Source organism: Spiractinospora alimapuensis (assembly GCF_018437505.1).
Lineage (GTDB): Bacteria > Actinomycetota > Actinomycetes > Streptosporangiales > Streptosporangiaceae > Spiractinospora > Spiractinospora alimapuensis.
This window is the reverse complement of the sequence record NZ_CP072467.1, coordinates 2,619,250-2,635,194: the sequence shown is the minus strand read 5'-3', so window position 1 is coordinate 2,635,194 and position 15,945 is coordinate 2,619,250. Positions and strand designations below refer to the sequence as shown.

17 protein-coding genes and 1 other RNA gene are annotated in these 15,945 nt (G+C 69.7%); 8 read left to right on the top strand and 10 right to left on the bottom strand.

Annotated elements, in window-relative coordinates:
* Both J4H86_RS12035 and ssrA read left to right on the top strand, forming a co-directional pair.
* Complete coding sequence (locus J4H86_RS12035; RefSeq protein WP_236543586.1) at positions 1-2,004, top strand: penicillin-binding transpeptidase domain-containing protein; 2,004 nt, start codon at positions 1-3, stop codon at positions 2,002-2,004.
* A 342-nt stretch (positions 2,005-2,346) separates the two neighbouring features.
* Positions 2,347-2,720: a transfer-messenger RNA gene (gene ssrA, locus J4H86_RS12030) on the top strand.
* A 67-nt stretch (positions 2,721-2,787) separates the two neighbouring features.
* Here ssrA and J4H86_RS12025 read toward each other — a convergent pair.
* Positions 2,788-4,113 carry an MFS transporter gene (locus J4H86_RS12025; RefSeq protein ID WP_236543585.1) on the bottom strand — a complete coding sequence of 442 codons (1,326 nt, stop codon included), beginning with the start codon at positions 4,111-4,113 and terminating at the stop codon, positions 2,788-2,790.
* 148 nt (positions 4,114-4,261) lie between these two features.
* On the opposite strand from J4H86_RS12025, the gene J4H86_RS12020 reads away from it, so the two are divergent.
* Positions 4,262-5,302, top strand: coding sequence for a GlxA family transcriptional regulator (locus tag J4H86_RS12020; protein WP_236543584.1), 1,041 nt, complete (start codon positions 4,262-4,264; stop codon positions 5,300-5,302).
* Positions 5,303-5,351: 49 nt separating this feature from the next.
* Complete coding sequence (locus J4H86_RS12015; protein ID WP_236543583.1) at positions 5,352-5,780, top strand: hypothetical protein; 429 nt, start codon at positions 5,352-5,354, stop codon at positions 5,778-5,780.
* 152 nt (positions 5,781-5,932) lie between these two features.
* On the opposite strand, the gene J4H86_RS12010 is transcribed toward J4H86_RS12015, so the two are convergent.
* The 5 genes from J4H86_RS12010 to J4H86_RS11990 all read right to left on the bottom strand — a co-directional run bounded on the left by J4H86_RS12010 (position 5,933) and on the right by J4H86_RS11990 (position 9,979).
* Positions 5,933-6,784: an urea carboxylase-associated family protein gene (locus J4H86_RS12010; RefSeq protein ID WP_236543582.1), complete on the bottom strand. Its 852-nt coding sequence runs from the start codon at positions 6,782-6,784 to the stop codon at positions 5,933-5,935.
* A gap of 122 nt (positions 6,785-6,906) precedes the next feature.
* On the bottom strand, positions 6,907-7,368 hold the full coding sequence (locus J4H86_RS12005) for a GNAT family N-acetyltransferase (RefSeq protein ID WP_236543581.1): 462 nt from the start codon (positions 7,366-7,368) through the stop codon (positions 6,907-6,909).
* Positions 7,369-7,455: 87 nt separating this feature from the next.
* Positions 7,456-8,082 carry an alanine and proline-rich secreted protein Apa gene (locus J4H86_RS12000; protein ID WP_236543580.1) on the bottom strand — a complete coding sequence of 209 codons (627 nt, stop codon included), beginning with the start codon at positions 8,080-8,082 and terminating at the stop codon, positions 7,456-7,458.
* Positions 8,083-8,153: 71 nt separating this feature from the next.
* Positions 8,154-8,807 (bottom strand): hypothetical protein, encoded by a 654-nt coding sequence (locus J4H86_RS11995; RefSeq protein ID WP_236543579.1) that lies wholly within the window; start codon positions 8,805-8,807, stop codon positions 8,154-8,156.
* 86 nt (positions 8,808-8,893) lie between these two features.
* Complete coding sequence (locus tag J4H86_RS11990; protein ID WP_236543578.1) at positions 8,894-9,979, bottom strand: NAD(P)/FAD-dependent oxidoreductase; 1,086 nt, start codon at positions 9,977-9,979, stop codon at positions 8,894-8,896.
* Positions 9,980-10,084: 105 nt separating this feature from the next.
* On the opposite strand from J4H86_RS11990, the gene J4H86_RS11985 reads away from it, so the two are divergent.
* Positions 10,085-10,585 carry a MarR family winged helix-turn-helix transcriptional regulator gene (locus J4H86_RS11985; protein WP_236543577.1) on the top strand — a complete coding sequence of 167 codons (501 nt, stop codon included), beginning with the start codon at positions 10,085-10,087 and terminating at the stop codon, positions 10,583-10,585.
* A 78-nt stretch (positions 10,586-10,663) separates the two neighbouring features.
* A complete protein-coding gene (locus tag J4H86_RS11980) occupies positions 10,664-11,365 on the top strand; it encodes a lysoplasmalogenase (protein WP_236543576.1) in 702 nt (233 codons plus the stop codon).
* Here the strand turns inward: J4H86_RS11980 and J4H86_RS11975 are convergent.
* The 3 genes from J4H86_RS11975 to J4H86_RS11965 form a co-directional block, all read right to left on the bottom strand.
* Positions 11,299-12,006 carry a response regulator gene (locus tag J4H86_RS11975; protein ID WP_269134561.1) on the bottom strand — a complete coding sequence of 236 codons (708 nt, stop codon included), beginning with the start codon at positions 12,004-12,006 and terminating at the stop codon, positions 11,299-11,301. The two genes, J4H86_RS11980 and J4H86_RS11975, sit on opposite strands and share 67 nt — an antisense overlap.
* Positions 12,003-13,199 (bottom strand): sensor histidine kinase, encoded by a 1,197-nt coding sequence (locus J4H86_RS11970; RefSeq protein ID WP_236543575.1) that lies wholly within the window; start codon positions 13,197-13,199, stop codon positions 12,003-12,005. Before J4H86_RS11970 ends, J4H86_RS11975 begins: the two co-directional genes overlap by 4 nt.
* 118 nt (positions 13,200-13,317) lie before the next feature.
* Positions 13,318-13,638, bottom strand: coding sequence for a hypothetical protein (locus tag J4H86_RS11965; RefSeq protein ID WP_236543574.1), 321 nt, complete (start codon positions 13,636-13,638; stop codon positions 13,318-13,320).
* Between the two features lie 308 nt (positions 13,639-13,946).
* Here J4H86_RS11965 and J4H86_RS11960 point away from each other — a divergent pair, with 308 nt between their 5' ends.
* Both J4H86_RS11960 and J4H86_RS11955 read left to right on the top strand, forming a co-directional pair.
* Positions 13,947-14,465, top strand: a complete 519-nt coding sequence (locus J4H86_RS11960; RefSeq protein ID WP_236543573.1) for an NADPH-dependent FMN reductase — start codon at positions 13,947-13,949, stop codon at positions 14,463-14,465.
* 164 nt (positions 14,466-14,629) lie between these two features.
* The gene (locus tag J4H86_RS11955; protein ID WP_236543572.1) at positions 14,630-15,265 is read left to right on the top strand and encodes an arginase family protein; all 636 of its coding nucleotides are present in this window, start codon (positions 14,630-14,632) and stop codon (positions 15,263-15,265) included.
* Here the strand turns inward: J4H86_RS11955 and J4H86_RS11950 are convergent.
* Entirely contained in the window at positions 15,262-15,846 is a 585-nt protein-coding gene (locus tag J4H86_RS11950; RefSeq protein WP_236543571.1) for a TetR/AcrR family transcriptional regulator, read from the bottom strand. The two genes, J4H86_RS11955 and J4H86_RS11950, sit on opposite strands and share 4 nt — an antisense overlap.
* Positions 15,847-15,945 lie beyond the last annotated feature (99 nt).

Below are 15,945 nucleotides of genomic sequence, written 5' to 3'. Positions count from 1 at the left end.
GTGCTGTTTGGCCGTCTTCGCCGGAGCGCCGCGGTTGCCTTCGGTCTCACCGCGGCTGGGGCGTTAGTCGGATGCGGCGCCGAACCCAGCGCGGAGGTCGCGGTCCGGGAGTTCCTGCTGGAATGGCAGAGCGGGAACCACGAGGCCGCGGCCCAACGTACCGACGGTGACCCGCAGGAGGTCGCCGCCCAGCTCACGGCGTTCCACGACCAGCTCGACCTCGCCGCCCTGCGGCTGGCGCTCGGTGCGGTCTCCCGCGACGGCGACACCGCTGAGGCCACCTTCGAGGTCGACGCCGACCTCGGCATCGGCGACCCGGTGTGGCAGTACTCGGGCACGATGTCGCTGCACCGTGACGGCGGCCGCTGGCTGATCGACTGGGGGCCCACGGTAATCCACCCCCTGCTGGACAGCGAGGAACGACTCGCCGTCACCTATGACGTCCCCGACCGTGGCCAGATCCTCGACCGTGACGACGAGCCCTTGGTCGAGGAGACGGAGGTCGTCGCGTTCGGGGTGCGCCCCGGCGAGATGCCCGACATGGAGGCGGGCATCGACGCCTTCGCCGAGCTCCTCGACGAGGACCCGGCACCGTTCCTCAACCGGGTCCGCTCCGCCCCTCCGGAGGACTTCCAGCCGCTGGTGCTGATGCGCGCCGACGACGTCGACTCCGGGCTCGTGCGCAGCGCCGGCGGGATCGACGGGGTCGAGACCGAAGAGACGACGATGCCCCTCACCCCCGAGGTCGCCCCCAGCCTCGTCGGGGAGGTCGCCGGCACAGACGAGCACAACATCGCCAACCGGGTGGGCGGCCCCTACCAGGCGGGGGACACCGTCGGTCTCAACGGCCTGCAGGCCGCCTACCAACAGCGTCTCTCCGGGACGGCCACCGCGCGGATCGTGACCCTGGACGAGGACGGCGCGCACGTCGACGACGTCGAACAGTGGAGCGGGAGCGCCAGCGGGACGCTGCAGACGACCCTCGACCGTGAGGTCCAGGAAGCCGCCGAGGAGGCGCTGGCCAGCGGTGAGGTGCAGGAACCCGTCGTGCGCGGCTCGATGGTCGCGGTCGACTCCCGGGACGGAAGCGTCCTCGCCGCGGCGGACTATCCAACCGATCTCGACGAGGACGCGGCCCTGACCGCCGAGTACCGTCCGGGCGCGGCCTTCAGCGTGGTCTCGGGGGCGGCCATGCTCGCCGCCGGGGTCTCGCCCGAGGACACCGCCGCCTGCGACCCCGAGGGCAGCTTCGGTGATCACTCGGTCGCCAACCTCAGCGGGGAGCAGCTCTGGGGCGAGGCCACCCTGCAACAGAACTTCGCGCAGGCCTGCTCCGCCGGCCTGGCCGCCTTCGGAGAGGACCTCGACGCGGAGGCGCTCTCCGACACCGCGGCCACGTTCGGGATCGGGGCGGAGTGGCAACTGCCGGTGGACGCGTTCCCCGGATCGGTGGAGACCCCGGCCGGACCGGGTGACACCGCCGCCACCGCGGCGGGTGAAACGGGTGTGACGGTCAGCCCGCTGAGCATGGCGCTCGCCGCCGGTGCCGTCGCCGACGGCACGTGGCGTTCACCCACCCTGGTCAGCTCCGACGAACTCGACCAGGTGACGGCGGAGGACACCGACCTCGCCGAGGCGGGCCTGGACTCCGACGCGCTGGAGCAGTTGCGGGAGCTCATGCGCACCACCGTCACCTCCGGCCGCGCCTCCGCGGCGGGTGTCGGGACGGTGCCGGTCCACGGCCAGGTGGCGACCGTCCCCCAGAACGTGGACGGCGAGGACCGCGTCGTGCAGTGGTTCGTGGGCTACCAGGGGCATGTCGCCTTCGCCACCGCGATCGAGGTCGACGCCCCCTACGAGCACCTCGTGGTGGGCCTGGGCACCCAGTACGCCGTGGGCGCGTCAGCGGACTTCCTGGTCGCCCTGCCCCCCGACTACGTCGGGGACCCCGACTCCCAGGCGGATCAGCCCTCGCCGGAGGACCTCGAGCACCAAGGTGGTTGACGCCTTCCTGGGGTGAGTTTTACCGATCCCAGGCCAGCGCGGATCAACCCCCTGGTGGTGTGTCCGCGTCTTTCCGGGTGACTGGTCCGTGAAGGGGGGTCACGGAGACCGGTCCCCGGGCAGATGCTCGTCTCGGGGGAGTTTCTGCCCCAGCCGGCGCACGACCCAGCCGGCCGCCCTCGTCGGGCGCGTCAGACGGTTCTCGTCCGCGCCCACGAGGGTTCTTCTCTGCCCCCGACGGGAATCAACTTGGAGCGCGGAACGTTCTCACGGTACGGTGAACCTGGAGTCGTTCGGCGGCTCCAGTGCCCGGCGTTCCGGCGCCGGTTGACAACTCAACATGGGGGTGATCGGTTTCGACTTCGGTGATCGCTTCAGGGGAAGCGGGTCGAGGGTGGCGATCGTGACCTCGTCAATAATGCGATCGTATAAATACAAGTGCCGATAACAAGCGCACTGAGTTCGCCCTCGCCGCATAAGCGAGTAGCGACTCTGTCGGCCTGAGTGCGTCCCCGCCTCAGGACCCGGCATCGTCTAGGGGACTCACCGGTTAGATCAGGCCACGGGGCCTAACTGGGAAATCTACGTGGCTGGGCCTGTCAGCGACGCGCCTCGTACGAGCGCTGAGGCCAAGCAGAACGACACACGAGGCTGCACCCGGAGAAGCCCTGATTCGGTACTGAAGGACGCGGGTTCGATTCCCGCCACCTCCACCAGAAGTGAGGAGATCCCCGCGACACACCATCGTGTCGCGGGGATCTCTTCGTGTGTCGGGGGTGTTCGTCAACCTGTGCGGAGTGGCTCCGGTCTTTCCTCTTCGTTCTCCGCCCGCTCCTGGTCGGCGCGGTGTTGGGCGGCGAGGACGAGGGGTTTGGCGATGAGGAAGCTCAGGACGGCTCCGACGCCGCATAGGGCGGCGGCGATGGTCCAGGCCGCGTCGTAGCTTCCGGTGGTGTCCCGGAGGTAGCCGGCGCCGCCGGCGGCGATCGCGGCGCCTACCTGGTGGGAGGCGAAGACCCAGCCGAACACCACGGGTGCGCTTTGTCCGAAGCGGTTGGCGCACAGGGCGATGGTGGGTGGGACCGTGGCCACCCAGTCCAGGCCGTAGAAGAGGATGAACGCCCACATCGGTGGATGCACCTCGGGGCCGAGCAGGGCGGGGAGCAAGAGGAGTGATCCGCCGCGCAGGGTGTAGTAGGCCACCAGCAGCAGGCGCGGATCGAACCGGTCGGTGAGCCAGCCGGAGAACACCGTGCCAAGGATGTCGAACACACCGATCAGGGCGAGGAGTCCGGCGGCGGTGGTGGCGGGCATCCCGTGGTCGTGCGCGGCGGGCACGAAGTGGGTTCCGATCAGTCCGTTGGTGCTGGCGCCGCAGATGGCGAACGATATGGCCAACAGCCAGAACGTCCGTGTCCTGGCGGCCTGGCCCAGGGTGGTGAACGTGGCGAGCACGGCGGAGCCTGGGCGTCGTGTGGGCTCCTGGACCGAGGGATCGTCCTTCGGCGCACCGTAGGGGAGCAGCCCCACGTCCTTGGGGTAGTCCCTGAGCATGAGGAGGACCACGGGGATCGTCAGCAGGGCGGCCAGGCCGATCGCGAGGGCCGGTGTGCGCCAACCGTAGCTGCCGGCCAACGCCGCGATCAGCGGGAGGAACACCAACTGGCCCGTGGCTCCGGCCGCGGTGAGGACACCGGACACGAGTCCACGGCGGGCCACGAACCAGCGTCCGACGATGATCGACACGAAGGACATCGCCATGGATCCGGTCGCCGCCCCGATGACGACGCCCCAGAGCAGCCACAGGTGCCACGCCTGTTGCATGAAGACGGTGAGTCCGCTTCCCACGGCGACGAGGAGCAGCGCGGTCGCGACGACACGGCGGACACCGAACCGCTCCATGAGGGCGGCCGCGAAGGGCGAGAAGAGGCCGTAGAGGATCAGGTTCACCGAGACGGCGCCGCCGATGGTCCCGTGGGACCACCCGAACTCCTCGTGGAGGGGATTCATGAGCACGCCGGGAGCGGACCGGAACCCGGCCGCCCCGATCAGCGTGCAGAAGGCGGCGATGACGATCGCTATGTACCAGGGAGAACGACTGTTACGCACGACCGTCAGTCTGTGTGGTCCGGTCGGCGGTGGCCAGTGGCCGAAAGGTCAACATCAGAAACGATTCGGCCAACCGTGGTGCGGCGGATCGAAGGCACGGAGCGGCCGGGGCTGTGGCCCGATCGATGCGCTGTGAAACAATCCGGCCATGGCCGATGATCGTAATGGACGTGGCGAGCGGCCCGAGGGGACGCCGCACCGCGTCGTCGTGCTGCTCCTGCCACCGGTCGTCGGCTTCGACGCCACGATCCCGCCCCTGATCTTCGGCAGCGCGGTGGACCAGGACGGACGACGGCTGTACGACGTCAGCGTGTGCTCCGTCGGTGGCACGCCCGCCCACACCGCCTCCGACTACGTGCTCACTCCCGGATCGGGACTGGACGCACTCGCCGGGGCCGACTCCGTGGTCGTTCCGGGAACGAAGCGGGAATCGGTCTACCGGCAGGGGACGATGGACCCGGAGACCGCGGCGGCCGTCGCGCTCATCCCGGAGGACGCCCGCGTCATCTCGCTGTGCACGGGGGCGTTCGCCCTGGCCGCCGCCGGGTATCTCGCCGGACGTCGGGCGACGACACACTGGAACCACGCCTCCCGTTTCCGCGAGCACTATCCGGACGTCGACCTCGACGAGACCGCGCTGTTCGTCGACGAGGGGAGCGTCCTGACCTCCGCCGGGCTGACCGCCGGAATCGATCTGTGTCTCCACGTGGTCCGCCGCGACGCGGGGTGGGAGGCGGCGAACCGGGTCGCGCGCCACTGCGTCGCCCCCTCGTGGCGCGACGGCGACCAAGCCCAGTACATCGAGCTGCCCCGCCCGACGGGTACCGGTTCCTCGACCGCGGCGAGTCGGGCCTGGGCCCTGGAACGCCTGGGGACCCGGATCACCGTTCCGGAATGGGCGGCCCAGGCCCACATGAGTGTCCGCTCCTTCAGTCGGCGCTTCCGCGCGGAGACGGGGATCTCCCCGGGAACGTGGCTCACCCAGCAGCGGATCCGCCGGGCGCAGGAGCTTCTGGAGTCGACCGACCTCGCGGTCGAGGCCATCGCCGAGAAGGTGGGCATCGGTACTGGTGCGGCCCTGCGCAAACAGCTTCGGGCCGTGGCTGGTACGACCCCGTCCGCGCACCGGCGCCGATTCGCCAAGGATCGGCCCTCCCCGGTCGGTGGAGGGCGGGCGCGGGCGTCGTAGCGGCGTGGGTTTCGCCGGTGGGGCGATACGGGGAACCTAGAATCCGTTCATGACGACCAAGACCGTGGCACGGAAGATGGGCGTGCGCGCGGGGAGCAGGGCCCATCTGGTCGGGGCTCCAGACGTCGCGGTGGCGGCGATGGAGCTGCCGGACCTGGACCTGCCCGGCGAGCTGGCCGGTGACTTCGACTACCTGCACCTGTTCGTCATCCGCCAGGAGGACATGCGCGCGTCCTTCGGTGGTCTCCGGGACCATCTGCGGGTCGGCGGGATGCTCTGGGTGTCCTGGCCCAAGGGTGGTCGACTCGGCACGGATCTGACCATGAGGTCGGTGATCGCGATCGGCTACGACTTGAACATGGTCGAGAGCACTTGTCTGCGCATCGATGACACCTGGGCTGGCATCAAGTTCACGCGTCCCTTGCCCGGCAAGATCTACGCCAACCAGTACGGCACGCTGCCGAGCCAGCGCTCGTGACCGCTCACGTCCCGCGCCGAATCCCTCAGCCGCGCACATGGTGGACGAGTGAGCGTGGAGGAACCAGCCCCTCCGCTCGAGGGTCGTCGCGCCGACTCCACGGTGTGGCCGCGCGACGGAGAGGCCGGTTCCCGTGCTTGGCGGATCCGCCCCTAGCTACTCTGCCCCCGCTCGCTCCACTCAGGGAGCCGCATCCCGTGCAGGTTTGCGTACGCCGCGCGTTGGGGTGGGTGCCAGCCCTCGAGAAGGGCCGGGTCGGGGCGGTAGACCTCGATGCCGATGGGGTTGCAGGTGTCGAGGGGGTCGCGGGCCTCCGGCCCCCACAGGGGTACGGAGAGGTCGCCGCCGGGGCACGTGGACAGTGCGCAGAGCAGGTCGAGTTCGGCGAAGAACTCGAAGTGGTCCCCCGGTTGGGCCGGACAGGCCTTCATGAAGTAGCGGTCCTCGTCGTTGAGCCCGGTGCACTGGAAGACGTTGAGCACGTCGTGGACGTCGAACTCGGTGAGTCCGTGGGGGAGGACGGCCCGGACGAGGTTGGAGTGACAGTGGTAGTCGAAGGCCTCACCGGTGAGCATCTGGTTGACGTAGGGGTCGCAGCGCGTTCCGAGGAGGTCGTGTACGCGACCGCCCTCGGCGTCGGTGCCGTAGTCGGCCAGGGTGTCGCTGGTGATCGTGACCAGGGGGCGGAGGAAAGGGAGATTGGACCACAGCCGGTCGTAGGTGGTGACGTGTGCGCGCTGGAGCTGCCGGGTCCGTGCCGCCCACATCCGTTCGCGGGGATCGTTGGCGTTCCAGACGTTGAGGTCCCCCACCTGGGGGCCGTCCACCGTGACGATCCGGCACAGATGGCCCTCGGGTACGGACCACGCGCGGCCCGATCGGATGGGGATCTCGAATGAGTCCACCAGTTCGTGGTCGGCCTCGGCGAGACGCCGATAGAAGTCGCGGTCAAGGTCGAGCGCTCCACCCGAGGTGGCCTGGTATGCGGCGGGGGGAAACCCCACGTTCACACCTCCTGTCGGGGCCACACGGCGTGGTGTGGCCGTCGCGTCCGCGTGCGTCACCCAGCAAATATCGCTGAGTCCGAGGCGTCGTGTCCAGGAGGTCGCCGGGGCCTGGTCCCTCGCTACTGGGTGGTTGGCGCGCGGAGGTGCAGCAGGGGGAAGGGGCGCCCCTCGCCGTCGGTCGGGCTGCGGCCGATGGTGACGAGCCCTCGGCGGTGGTAGAACTCCACCGCCTGGGGGTTCTGTTCGTTGACGTCCACGCGCAACTCCGGGTTGTGCATGAACGCGGCGTACAGGAGCGCTGTTCCGGTGCCGTGGCCGTGTCGGGACGGGTCGACGAACAGCATCTCCAGGGTTCCGTCGGCGACGCCGGAGAAGCCCACGGCCTCACCGTCGATCTCTGCGACGGTGACCTCCACGGCCGGCAGGTACGTCGTCGTCAGGCGCTCCTCGTAGTAGGTGATGTCGGCTTCGGTGAGGAAGTCGTGCGTGGCCGTGACGGCGCCGCGCCAGATCCGGGCGAGGTGCGGCCATTCCGACGGGCCGGCGCAAGGACGCAGAACGAGGGAGTTGGACGAGGACATCATTCCAGCCTAGGCGGAGCGGCGACGGGGGTGGACGGTTCGCCGCTTAGCCGCCGCACCCTGGGGGTGCGGGCCAGCCGGTGCCTGTCAGTCGAAGCTGAGGGAGTCCAGCACGTGGTTTCCCTCCTCCACGAGGTCGTCCGGTGTCTCGGTGTGCGCGAAGTAGGCGAACACGGGGTCGTCGTTCTGCCGGTCGACGACGAGGAACCGGCTGTAGGTCAGCGTCTCCCCCTGGGTGATCTCGAACTCCACCACACGCGCGGGATTACCGTCGATCTCCCGTTCCTCGTCCACCAGGGTCGTGCGCTCCCCGGGCTCCGGGAACAGGAACTCCGCGAAGCTGGCGGCGTTGGAGGTGGCGACGTCCTGGAGTGACCCGCTCTCCGGACCGACGAACAGCCCGTCGAACCGTCCCACGAGCACGATCGCCATCGGCGCCTCGTCCGCCTCCATGGCGGACACGTCCGGCTGCACCGAGACTTCACCGAAGAGCAGGTCCTCGGTGTCCGCCACCCAGCCGTCGGGCACCACGACGTGGGTACCCGCCTCGGGAATGTGGTGTCGTTCCTCGTCGTCCGCACCAGGTTCCCCACCTGGGCCGCCCGCGCACGCGGCCAGGGCCAACAGGGCCACGACGGGGATCAGGGACTGGGTGCACCGTTGGATCACGCGGCGCCTCGGCTTTCGTTGTTCGACGGCTTCGACTTTCAGCATCGCCGGGGTCGCCAGCGAGCCACAAGCAAGCGGCGAGGCCGGACCAGGCCCCGCCGCTCCACTCATCGACGTCAGTCGAAAGTGATCGCATCCCGGATCGCGACGGCCTGATCCTGCTGATCGTCGTTCCCCGGCTCGTGGATGACTGCCGTGAACACGGGGTCGGCGTCTCCCCGGTCGAGTGCCAGGTATTGGACGGTGCCCGAGAAGCCGTCGGGATCCGGCGGCGTGAGCTCTTCTTCCACCATGTGGCCGGGCAGTCCGTCCAGCTCCCATTCCTCGTCACTGCGGCCGGTGCGGGTCACACCATCTGGATAGTAGAACTCCGCGAGTGCGGTCATCCCGTGGGCGGCGAGATCCGGCGGAGCGAGTCCCGCCTCCGGGGGCTCCATCACCCCGTCGAATCCACCCATGACGACCAGCGACGTCTCGTCCTCAGCGACGACCGCGGCGTCACCGAACTCCAGCCCCTGGTCCTCTAGCCTCCAACCCTCGGGCACCGGAACGCTCAGGCCGAGCGCCTCGACAGGGAGGGACTCCGCGTCGGCGAGCAGGTCCCCCGCGGACGCGTCCTCCGATTCGGACTCCTCGGTGTCCGTGGTCTCCTCGGCGGCGCCCCCGGCGTCGTCCTCCTCCGGGGCGGGGTCGGAGCCACACGCGGACAGAAGGAGTGTTCCGACGACGAGGAAGGGGAGAGCGGGGAGCCGTAAGGGGAGTGTGGGCACGACATAACCTCTTCTATTGTGTATACAGCATTAGGCCGGCTGGGTGCTGTATAGAATGCCACGCCTCACCCACCCCGTGCGTCCCGTTACTCGCTGTCGAGCCCAAGCTCCGTGCGGAAGTACTCCACCATGAGGTCGGCTCCCTTGTACTCGCTGGTGGTGACCGCGTCGAGGAGGCCGGTCTCCTCGGTGTAGCTGGCCCCTGCCTTGGGACCGAGGGGCAGGAGGACCCAGGGTTTCAGGGGGGCGTAGCTGTCGAGGGCCGAGTCGCCGTTGAGGAGGTGACGGATGTTCTCGGCGACGACGTTCGCCTGTCGTTGCGCGTTTCCACCCATCTTGGCTTCCGGCAGGTTGGCGATGTCGCCCACCACGAACACGTTGGGTTGTCCCGCCAGGCGGAGTTGGGGAGTGACGTCCAACAGGCCGTCGTCTCGACGGGCGGACAGTAGGTCGGAGCCAAGGTAGTCGGTGTGCGGGGTGAACCCGAAGCACCGGAACCACAGGTCCGCTTGGATCTGGTCCCCGTCCTCGGTGCGCACCGTGAACGAGGCCCGGTCACCGGGGTGGCCTGGTGGGTCCTCGACGAGGCGTGTGCCCGAGCGGATCGTGACGCCGAGCTCGTCGAGCTGGCGACGCACCTCGACCCGCAACTCCTCCGGGAGCGCGGGGAGCAGCACCGGTGACGGGTCGACCACGGTGACGCGCTTGTCCGGCCAGGCCGACTTGATCTCCCCGGACAGCTCCAGCCCGGTGGGGCCGCCGCCGAGCACCAGGATGTCGTCGCTGTCCGCCAAGTCCCGCTGGACTGAGCGCATCCGGGCGCGCGTCGTCTCGCTGTCGGGGGACTCGGGCTTGGCGGGGAACGGGACGGAGGATCCGGTCGCGAGGACCAGGTAGTCCGCCGCGATCCACTCTCCTGAGGCCAGGCGTACCCCCTGCTGTGTCACCTCCGTGGCGCGGTCCCGCACCACCCGCCCACGGCTCAGGAGACGGTCGTAGGGCATGAAGATCCGGTCGATCCAGGTGGCGTCCACAACCCCACGGAGGGCCGCGATGTTGTGGACGAACGTGTCCCGTGGCTCGACCAGGACGACGTCGGCATGTTCGTCCAAGGCCTTCGCGGCGGTGATGCCGCCGTAGCCGCCTCCGACGATCACAACGGTCTCGGTCATCTCTCGATCCTTTGGTTCGTTGTGCGTACTGTTCGTAACACGAACCAAATTAGTTCGTCTCGTGAACCAAAGTCAACTAAGCTCGGACGGGACGGAGGTGTGCCCATGACACAGACGCCGCGGCCTCTGGGAATCTCCTCGGCGCTGGCCGCACTCTCGTCGACGATCGAGCGCATCTTCGTCGAGGAGGGCCGAGCGCATGGCCTCACGCCTCAGCAGACCCACGTGCTGTGCCTCCTGGATGGTCAGGCCCTGGTCATGGGCGAGATCGGACGCGTCCTGGACCTGGAAAAGTCGAGCGTGACCGGCATGGTGGACCGTCTCGAACGCCGCGGCCTCGTCCGCCGCCGCCAGAACCCCAAGGACCGCCGCGCGTCCCTCATCGGCCTGACCACAGACGGAGCCCGCCTCGGCCGCGAAGTCCACGACCGCGTAACCACCCGCCTCGAAGCCCTCGGCGACAACCTCCCCCACGCCCTCCGACCGAACGCGCTTCCCGTCCTCAACGCCCTAGCCAACGGGAGCGCCCCAACGGTCGACGCCGATCCCGACGCGCCGCGCACCCCCCACCAGGAGGGCGCGGCCCCGGGCAACGTTCCCGCCTGACGCGGGACCAACCCCCGGGACCGTCCTTCCCCTGAGGCAGGCGGATTGGTGCCTTCGGTGGTCGGGAAGGGACATCTCATGCTCGCTCGTGTCGTTCTCGTGCTGTTCTGGGTGACGGTCGCACTCGACCTCGTCGGGCTGACGGTGGGGTCGCCGGAGTGGCATTGGGTCACCAAGTCGCTGCTGATGCCGTTGCTGGCGTGCTACGTCGCGGCGTCGGTCGGCGGGCGGGTGACGCGGGGGATCCCCGCGGTGGTGATGTTGGCGCTGGCGGCGTCATGGTTGGCCGACATCGCGCTGTTGTTTCCCGGGACGCGGGCGTTCCTCGTCGGCGTGAGCCTGTTCGGTGTCGCCCAGTTGGCCTACACCGGGGTCTTCCTGAGTCTGGGCGCGCTTCGGCGGCTGCGGGGCCGGTGGCCGGTCCCGTTGGTCTACGCCGTGGTGTGGGCGGGCGCCGTCACGCTGCTGTGGCCGATGATGGACGACCTGATCAGCGCCGTCGCGGTCGCGCTGTACGGGGCACTGCTCGCGGTGATGGCCGCCACCGCCGCCGGGGTGCGGTTCGGTGTGGCCGTCGGGGCGCTCGTCTTCGTGGTCTCCGACTTCATGGTGGGACTCAGCGCCGGCGGTGTCGACGGACTGGGGCAGCTCGTCATGGCGACCTACACGGTCGCCCAGTTCCTCATCGTGACCGGCCTACTGCGAGAGCGTGCTCAGCGAGGGGAATCGGTGCCCTCGGAACCGAGTCCCCGGCCGGGGACGACCAGCCCCGCCTCGTAGGCGAAGACCACGAGCTGGGCCCGGTCCCGCGACCCCGTCTTGAGCAGGGAGCGGGACACATGGGTCCGCACCGTCGCCGGGCTGATCACCCGGTGCTGGGCGATCTCGTCGTTGGACAGGCCGTGCCCGACGAGACGGACGATGTCGCGCTCCCGCTCCGTCAGCAGGGGCAGGTCCCGCGCGCGCTCGTGGTTGGGCGGACCGTCGGGGGCGGCGGCGAAGCCCGCCATGAGCCGCCGCGCGATCGCCGGCGACAGCAACGCGTCGCCGGTGGCCGCCACCCGAACGCCCCGGACCAGCTCGGTGGGTTCGGCGTCCTTGAGCAGGAAGCCCGTCGCGCCGGCCCGGATCGCGGCATAGACGTATTCATCCAGCTCGAAGGTCGTCAGGATGACCACGTGCACGTCCGCGAGGTGAGGGTCCTCCGCGATGTCCCGCGTGGCCTGGAGACCGTCGCGGTGCGGCATCCGGATGTCCATCAACACGACGGTGGGCCGCACCTCCCGGATCACCCGCATCGCGTGGTCGCCGTCCGACGCCTCGCCCACGACCTCGATGTCCGGCTCGGCGGACAGCAGGGAGCGCATCCCCGCACGCACCAGGTTCTGGTCGTCGGCGAGGACGACGCGGATCGCGGTCACGACGCACCCACCGGCGGTGCGACCGCACGATCGAACGGGAGGACGGCCCAGACCCGGAAGGAGCCGGAGGGCTCGGGGCCGGCCTCGAACACGCCACCGAGGGCGGTCACCCGTTCCCGCATGCCGAGCAGCCCGACGCCCTGCCCCCCTCCGCCACCTGATGCTTCCAGGCCGTTGCGTACGTCGATCTCCAGGCCGTGTGGCAGCGGCGCGACGCGGAGTGTGACGGGGGTGTCGGGGGCGTGCCGGGCGGCGTTGGTGAGGGCCTCCCGCACGACGCGGTAGCAGGCGGCGGCCACCATGTCCGGCACCTCGGCGGTGCTGAGGTCCAGCTCGGCGCGGAGCTCCATCCCGGCGGCACCCATGGTCCGCACCAGGGAACGTAGGTCCTCGAGCCGGGGTGCGGGGTCCGTCGGGGCCCGATCGGCCTCCGTGGCGTCGTGTTCCCGGAGGATCCCCACAGTGGTGCGGAGCTCGCGGAGCGCGTCGGTGCTCTCCTGCCGGATCGCGGCGAGTGCCTCCTGGGTGGGGTCGGGCTCGTCGGTGGGTCGCGCGGCGCCGGCGAGATGGTTGGCGACCCCGGCCTGGAGACTGATGGTCGCCAGCCGGTGGCCCACCGCGTCGTGGAGTTCCCTGGCGATCCGGATCCTTTCGTCGGCGACCTGCCGCTGGGCCTCCTGCTCCCGCGTTCGTTCGGCGTGCTCCGCCCGTCGGGTGACGGCGATGAGGTTGTTGCGGTACAGGGAGATGCCCAGGGCCAGCGCCCCACCCGTGCCGAACCAGAGGGCAGCGGTGTACAGGACCGAGCCGAGGGTCGGGTTCTGCCAGTTGAGGGCGATCATGTAGCCGACACCGCAGGTCAGGAGGATCGGAAACCAGTAGCGTGGCGCGACCGTGGTGAAACACACGGCCAGGGCGATGGTGGGGGCGAGGAAGACGGGGCCGGGCTCGTGGCCCAGCGCGGTGTACACGAACACGATGGCGACGGTGATGCCGACATACAGGCCGGGCCAGGGGCGACGCAGCGCGAACGCGAGACCGCAGGCGATCAGCAGAACGGAGCCCGTGGGGTCGACCTCGGCGCCGGGAGGGAACCCCCGCGCCACGTCGCGAAAGTGCGGGGCGAAGAACGTGACGGACAGGGCCAGCGCGACGAGGACGTCGAGGAGCACAGGGGGCCAGCGAGTGGACACGCCTCCATGCTACGAATCGTGTCCCTGCCAGCCCATGGCCTGGGAACGTACTCGCCCGTACGCAAGATCGTGTAGCCACCCCCCGTGGCCGCACCCCCGCGTACGGGGCGAATGGCCCTCAGGAGGTGCCGAGGAGCCGTGCGATGCGGTCCGCCGTCGCGGGGATGTCCTCCGTGGTGCCCAGATCCACTCCGAAGGACGCCCGGAAGGCGTGTCCGCTGCCGTTCCTCTCGCAGAGAACGTCCTCGGTGGCGTAGATCGAGTCCGGGTTGCTCACGCGCAGGACCGGGGTGTCCTCCTCGATGACCCGGGCCCAGACCTGGTGCGAGGTCAGCGCGCCGGCCAGCGACGCGAGATGTCGCCGCTCAGGTGTGTTCGCCGCGCCCACCGCGGCCTTGCTTCTGACGTTCGCGGCACGGGTGCGCTTGGCCTTGCCCATCGAACGGTCCCCCTTCGTTCGTCGCTTTGGCTACTCATTGTCCCTCAGTAATTTCACAGAGTAGTGACATTGGGGTGCCTATGCCGAAGACCACACCCGAATTCGCGACCGATGGCGCCCCGCCCATTGACGCGGCCGCGCGGGTGACCGGATGATGGCGGAGATGTCTCCTGGTGAATTGCTCGTGGCCCGCCTGCATGTCGATCTTCGACAGCAGGCCAGCGCGCTGTGTCACGGCTAGGGATCTGCCTCAACCCCTAGTCGTCTTTGCATGGCCGCCCAACGGCGGCCGACCCAGGAGAATACTGATGACGAATCTCAGCGTGCTCGTCGCCCACTCCCAGCCCCACTCCGCCCTGCGCGACGCCGCGGTCGACGCCGCTGGAGCCCTCGCGGCCGACGCACACCTCTCGACGACGCCCGATGTCATCGACTTGGCCGCCTTCGGACAGGCCCTGCTCGACCCGACACCCAACGGGCCGGTCGCCGACGCCGTCGACACCGTGCTGCGCAGCGAGATCATCGTGGTCGCGTCACCGTTCGCGCACGGTACCTACACCGGACTGCTCAAGGTGTTCCTCGACCGGCTGCCGGAGCTCGCTCTCGGCCACGCCGTCGTGGTTCCCGTGGCCGCGGTCCCCGACCTCCGCAACGGGCACGGGGTGGAGGAGGACCTCCGCCTCGTCTTCTCCGACCTCGGCGCGTGGGTCGCGGAGCCGGGCCTGCTGCTCTCGGAGTCCGAGCTCGGCGACCCAGCCGGCGTCGTCCGCGCCTGGGCCGCTGTCGCGGCCCCCGCGCTCAACGAGGCCCTGGCCGTCGGAGCCTGACGCACGCGTGGTGGCGGGCCCCCTCGTGGCTAGAATGCCGCGATGAGAACGCTGCTGTGGGTCCCCTACCACCTCGACGAGTACCTTCCCGACCTCGCGGTCCCCGACGGTGTTCCGGCCACGATCGTGGCCGTCACCTTGCCCGACGCGGACGTCTGGGTCGGATGGTCGCCCTGCACGAGGTGGTCGCCCAGCACGTCGCCGCGATCGTGGGACGTGGCGAGCAGGTGGTCGTCGCGTCTGGCGACTGCATGGTCGCGCTCGGGGTCGCAGCGGGGCTCCAGCGGGCCGGCGTCGAGCCGGGGATCGTGTGGTTGGACGCGCACGGTGACCTCCAGACCCTGGAGACGACCCCGTCCGGCTACCTCGGCGGAATGCCCCTGAGCGTTCTGCTCGGCTACCGGCCCGAGCTGTGGGGTCGGCCCATGGGGCTGCGCCCGTTCCTCGAGGACGACATCCTGCTCGTCGGCGCACGCGACCTGGACCCGTCGGAGGCTGAATACCTGCGGACGTCGCGGATCCGCCGGGCCGCCGTGGAGGACCCCGTCGCCGACCACATCGCGTCCCGCCCCCACCTGGTCCACCTGGACACCGACGTCGTGGACCCCGCGGAACTGACGGGACAGCTCTTCCCCACCGCGAACGGGGCCGGGAAGGAGCGGGTGCGACAAACGGTCGCCGACGTCATCGGCCGAGCGTCCTCCGTGCCCGCGTTGAGCGTGGGCCTGACGAGCGCGCCGGAGCGGGTCGCGACCGACCCCTGGTACCGGCACCTCCTCACGGGCCTGATGGAGCGTTAACCCGAGCTCGGAGTGTCGGCGAGCTGGGTGATGAGGAAGTCCAGGCGTTCCTCCTCGCTGTCCGGCGGGATGCGTCCGCTCTCCGACAAGACGGCGATGCCGTGCAGGGCGCTCCAGATGACCTCCGCGAACAGTTCGCGGCGCGCGTTGTCGGGGCGAAAACAACTGACGAACTCGTCGAACGCCGCCCGCAGCTCGGGCGGCGTCTCGGCGTGCGCGAACTTCAGGTCCGTCGGCATGACGAACATGGCCTGGTACAGCGCGGGCCGCTTGCTCGCGAACTCCAGATAGGCGCGGCACGCGGCCCGGAGCGCCTCGCGCCGCCAGGGGGTGGCCGTCCGTGCGTGGTGCAAGTGGGCGCCGAGCCGACCGAAGCCGTCGATCGCGACGGCGCGCACGATGGCGTCCTTGCCGCTGAAGTGGCTGTAGAGCACCGGCTGGCTGTACTCCACGCGTTCCGCGAGCCGTCGGGTCGTGACCGCCTCCCAGCCCTCGGCCTCGGCGAGCTCACGGGCCGCGGCCACGATCAGTTGATGGCGTGCGGCGCGTTCCCGTTCACGACGCTCTCTGACGGCTGACATGCGCACACCCTAGCAGTGCTAGGAACCCTGTCGGAGGTAATGCTATCGTCGACACAGTTTCTAGCGTTGCTAGCCACCGGCTGGCACCGAAGGGAGTCA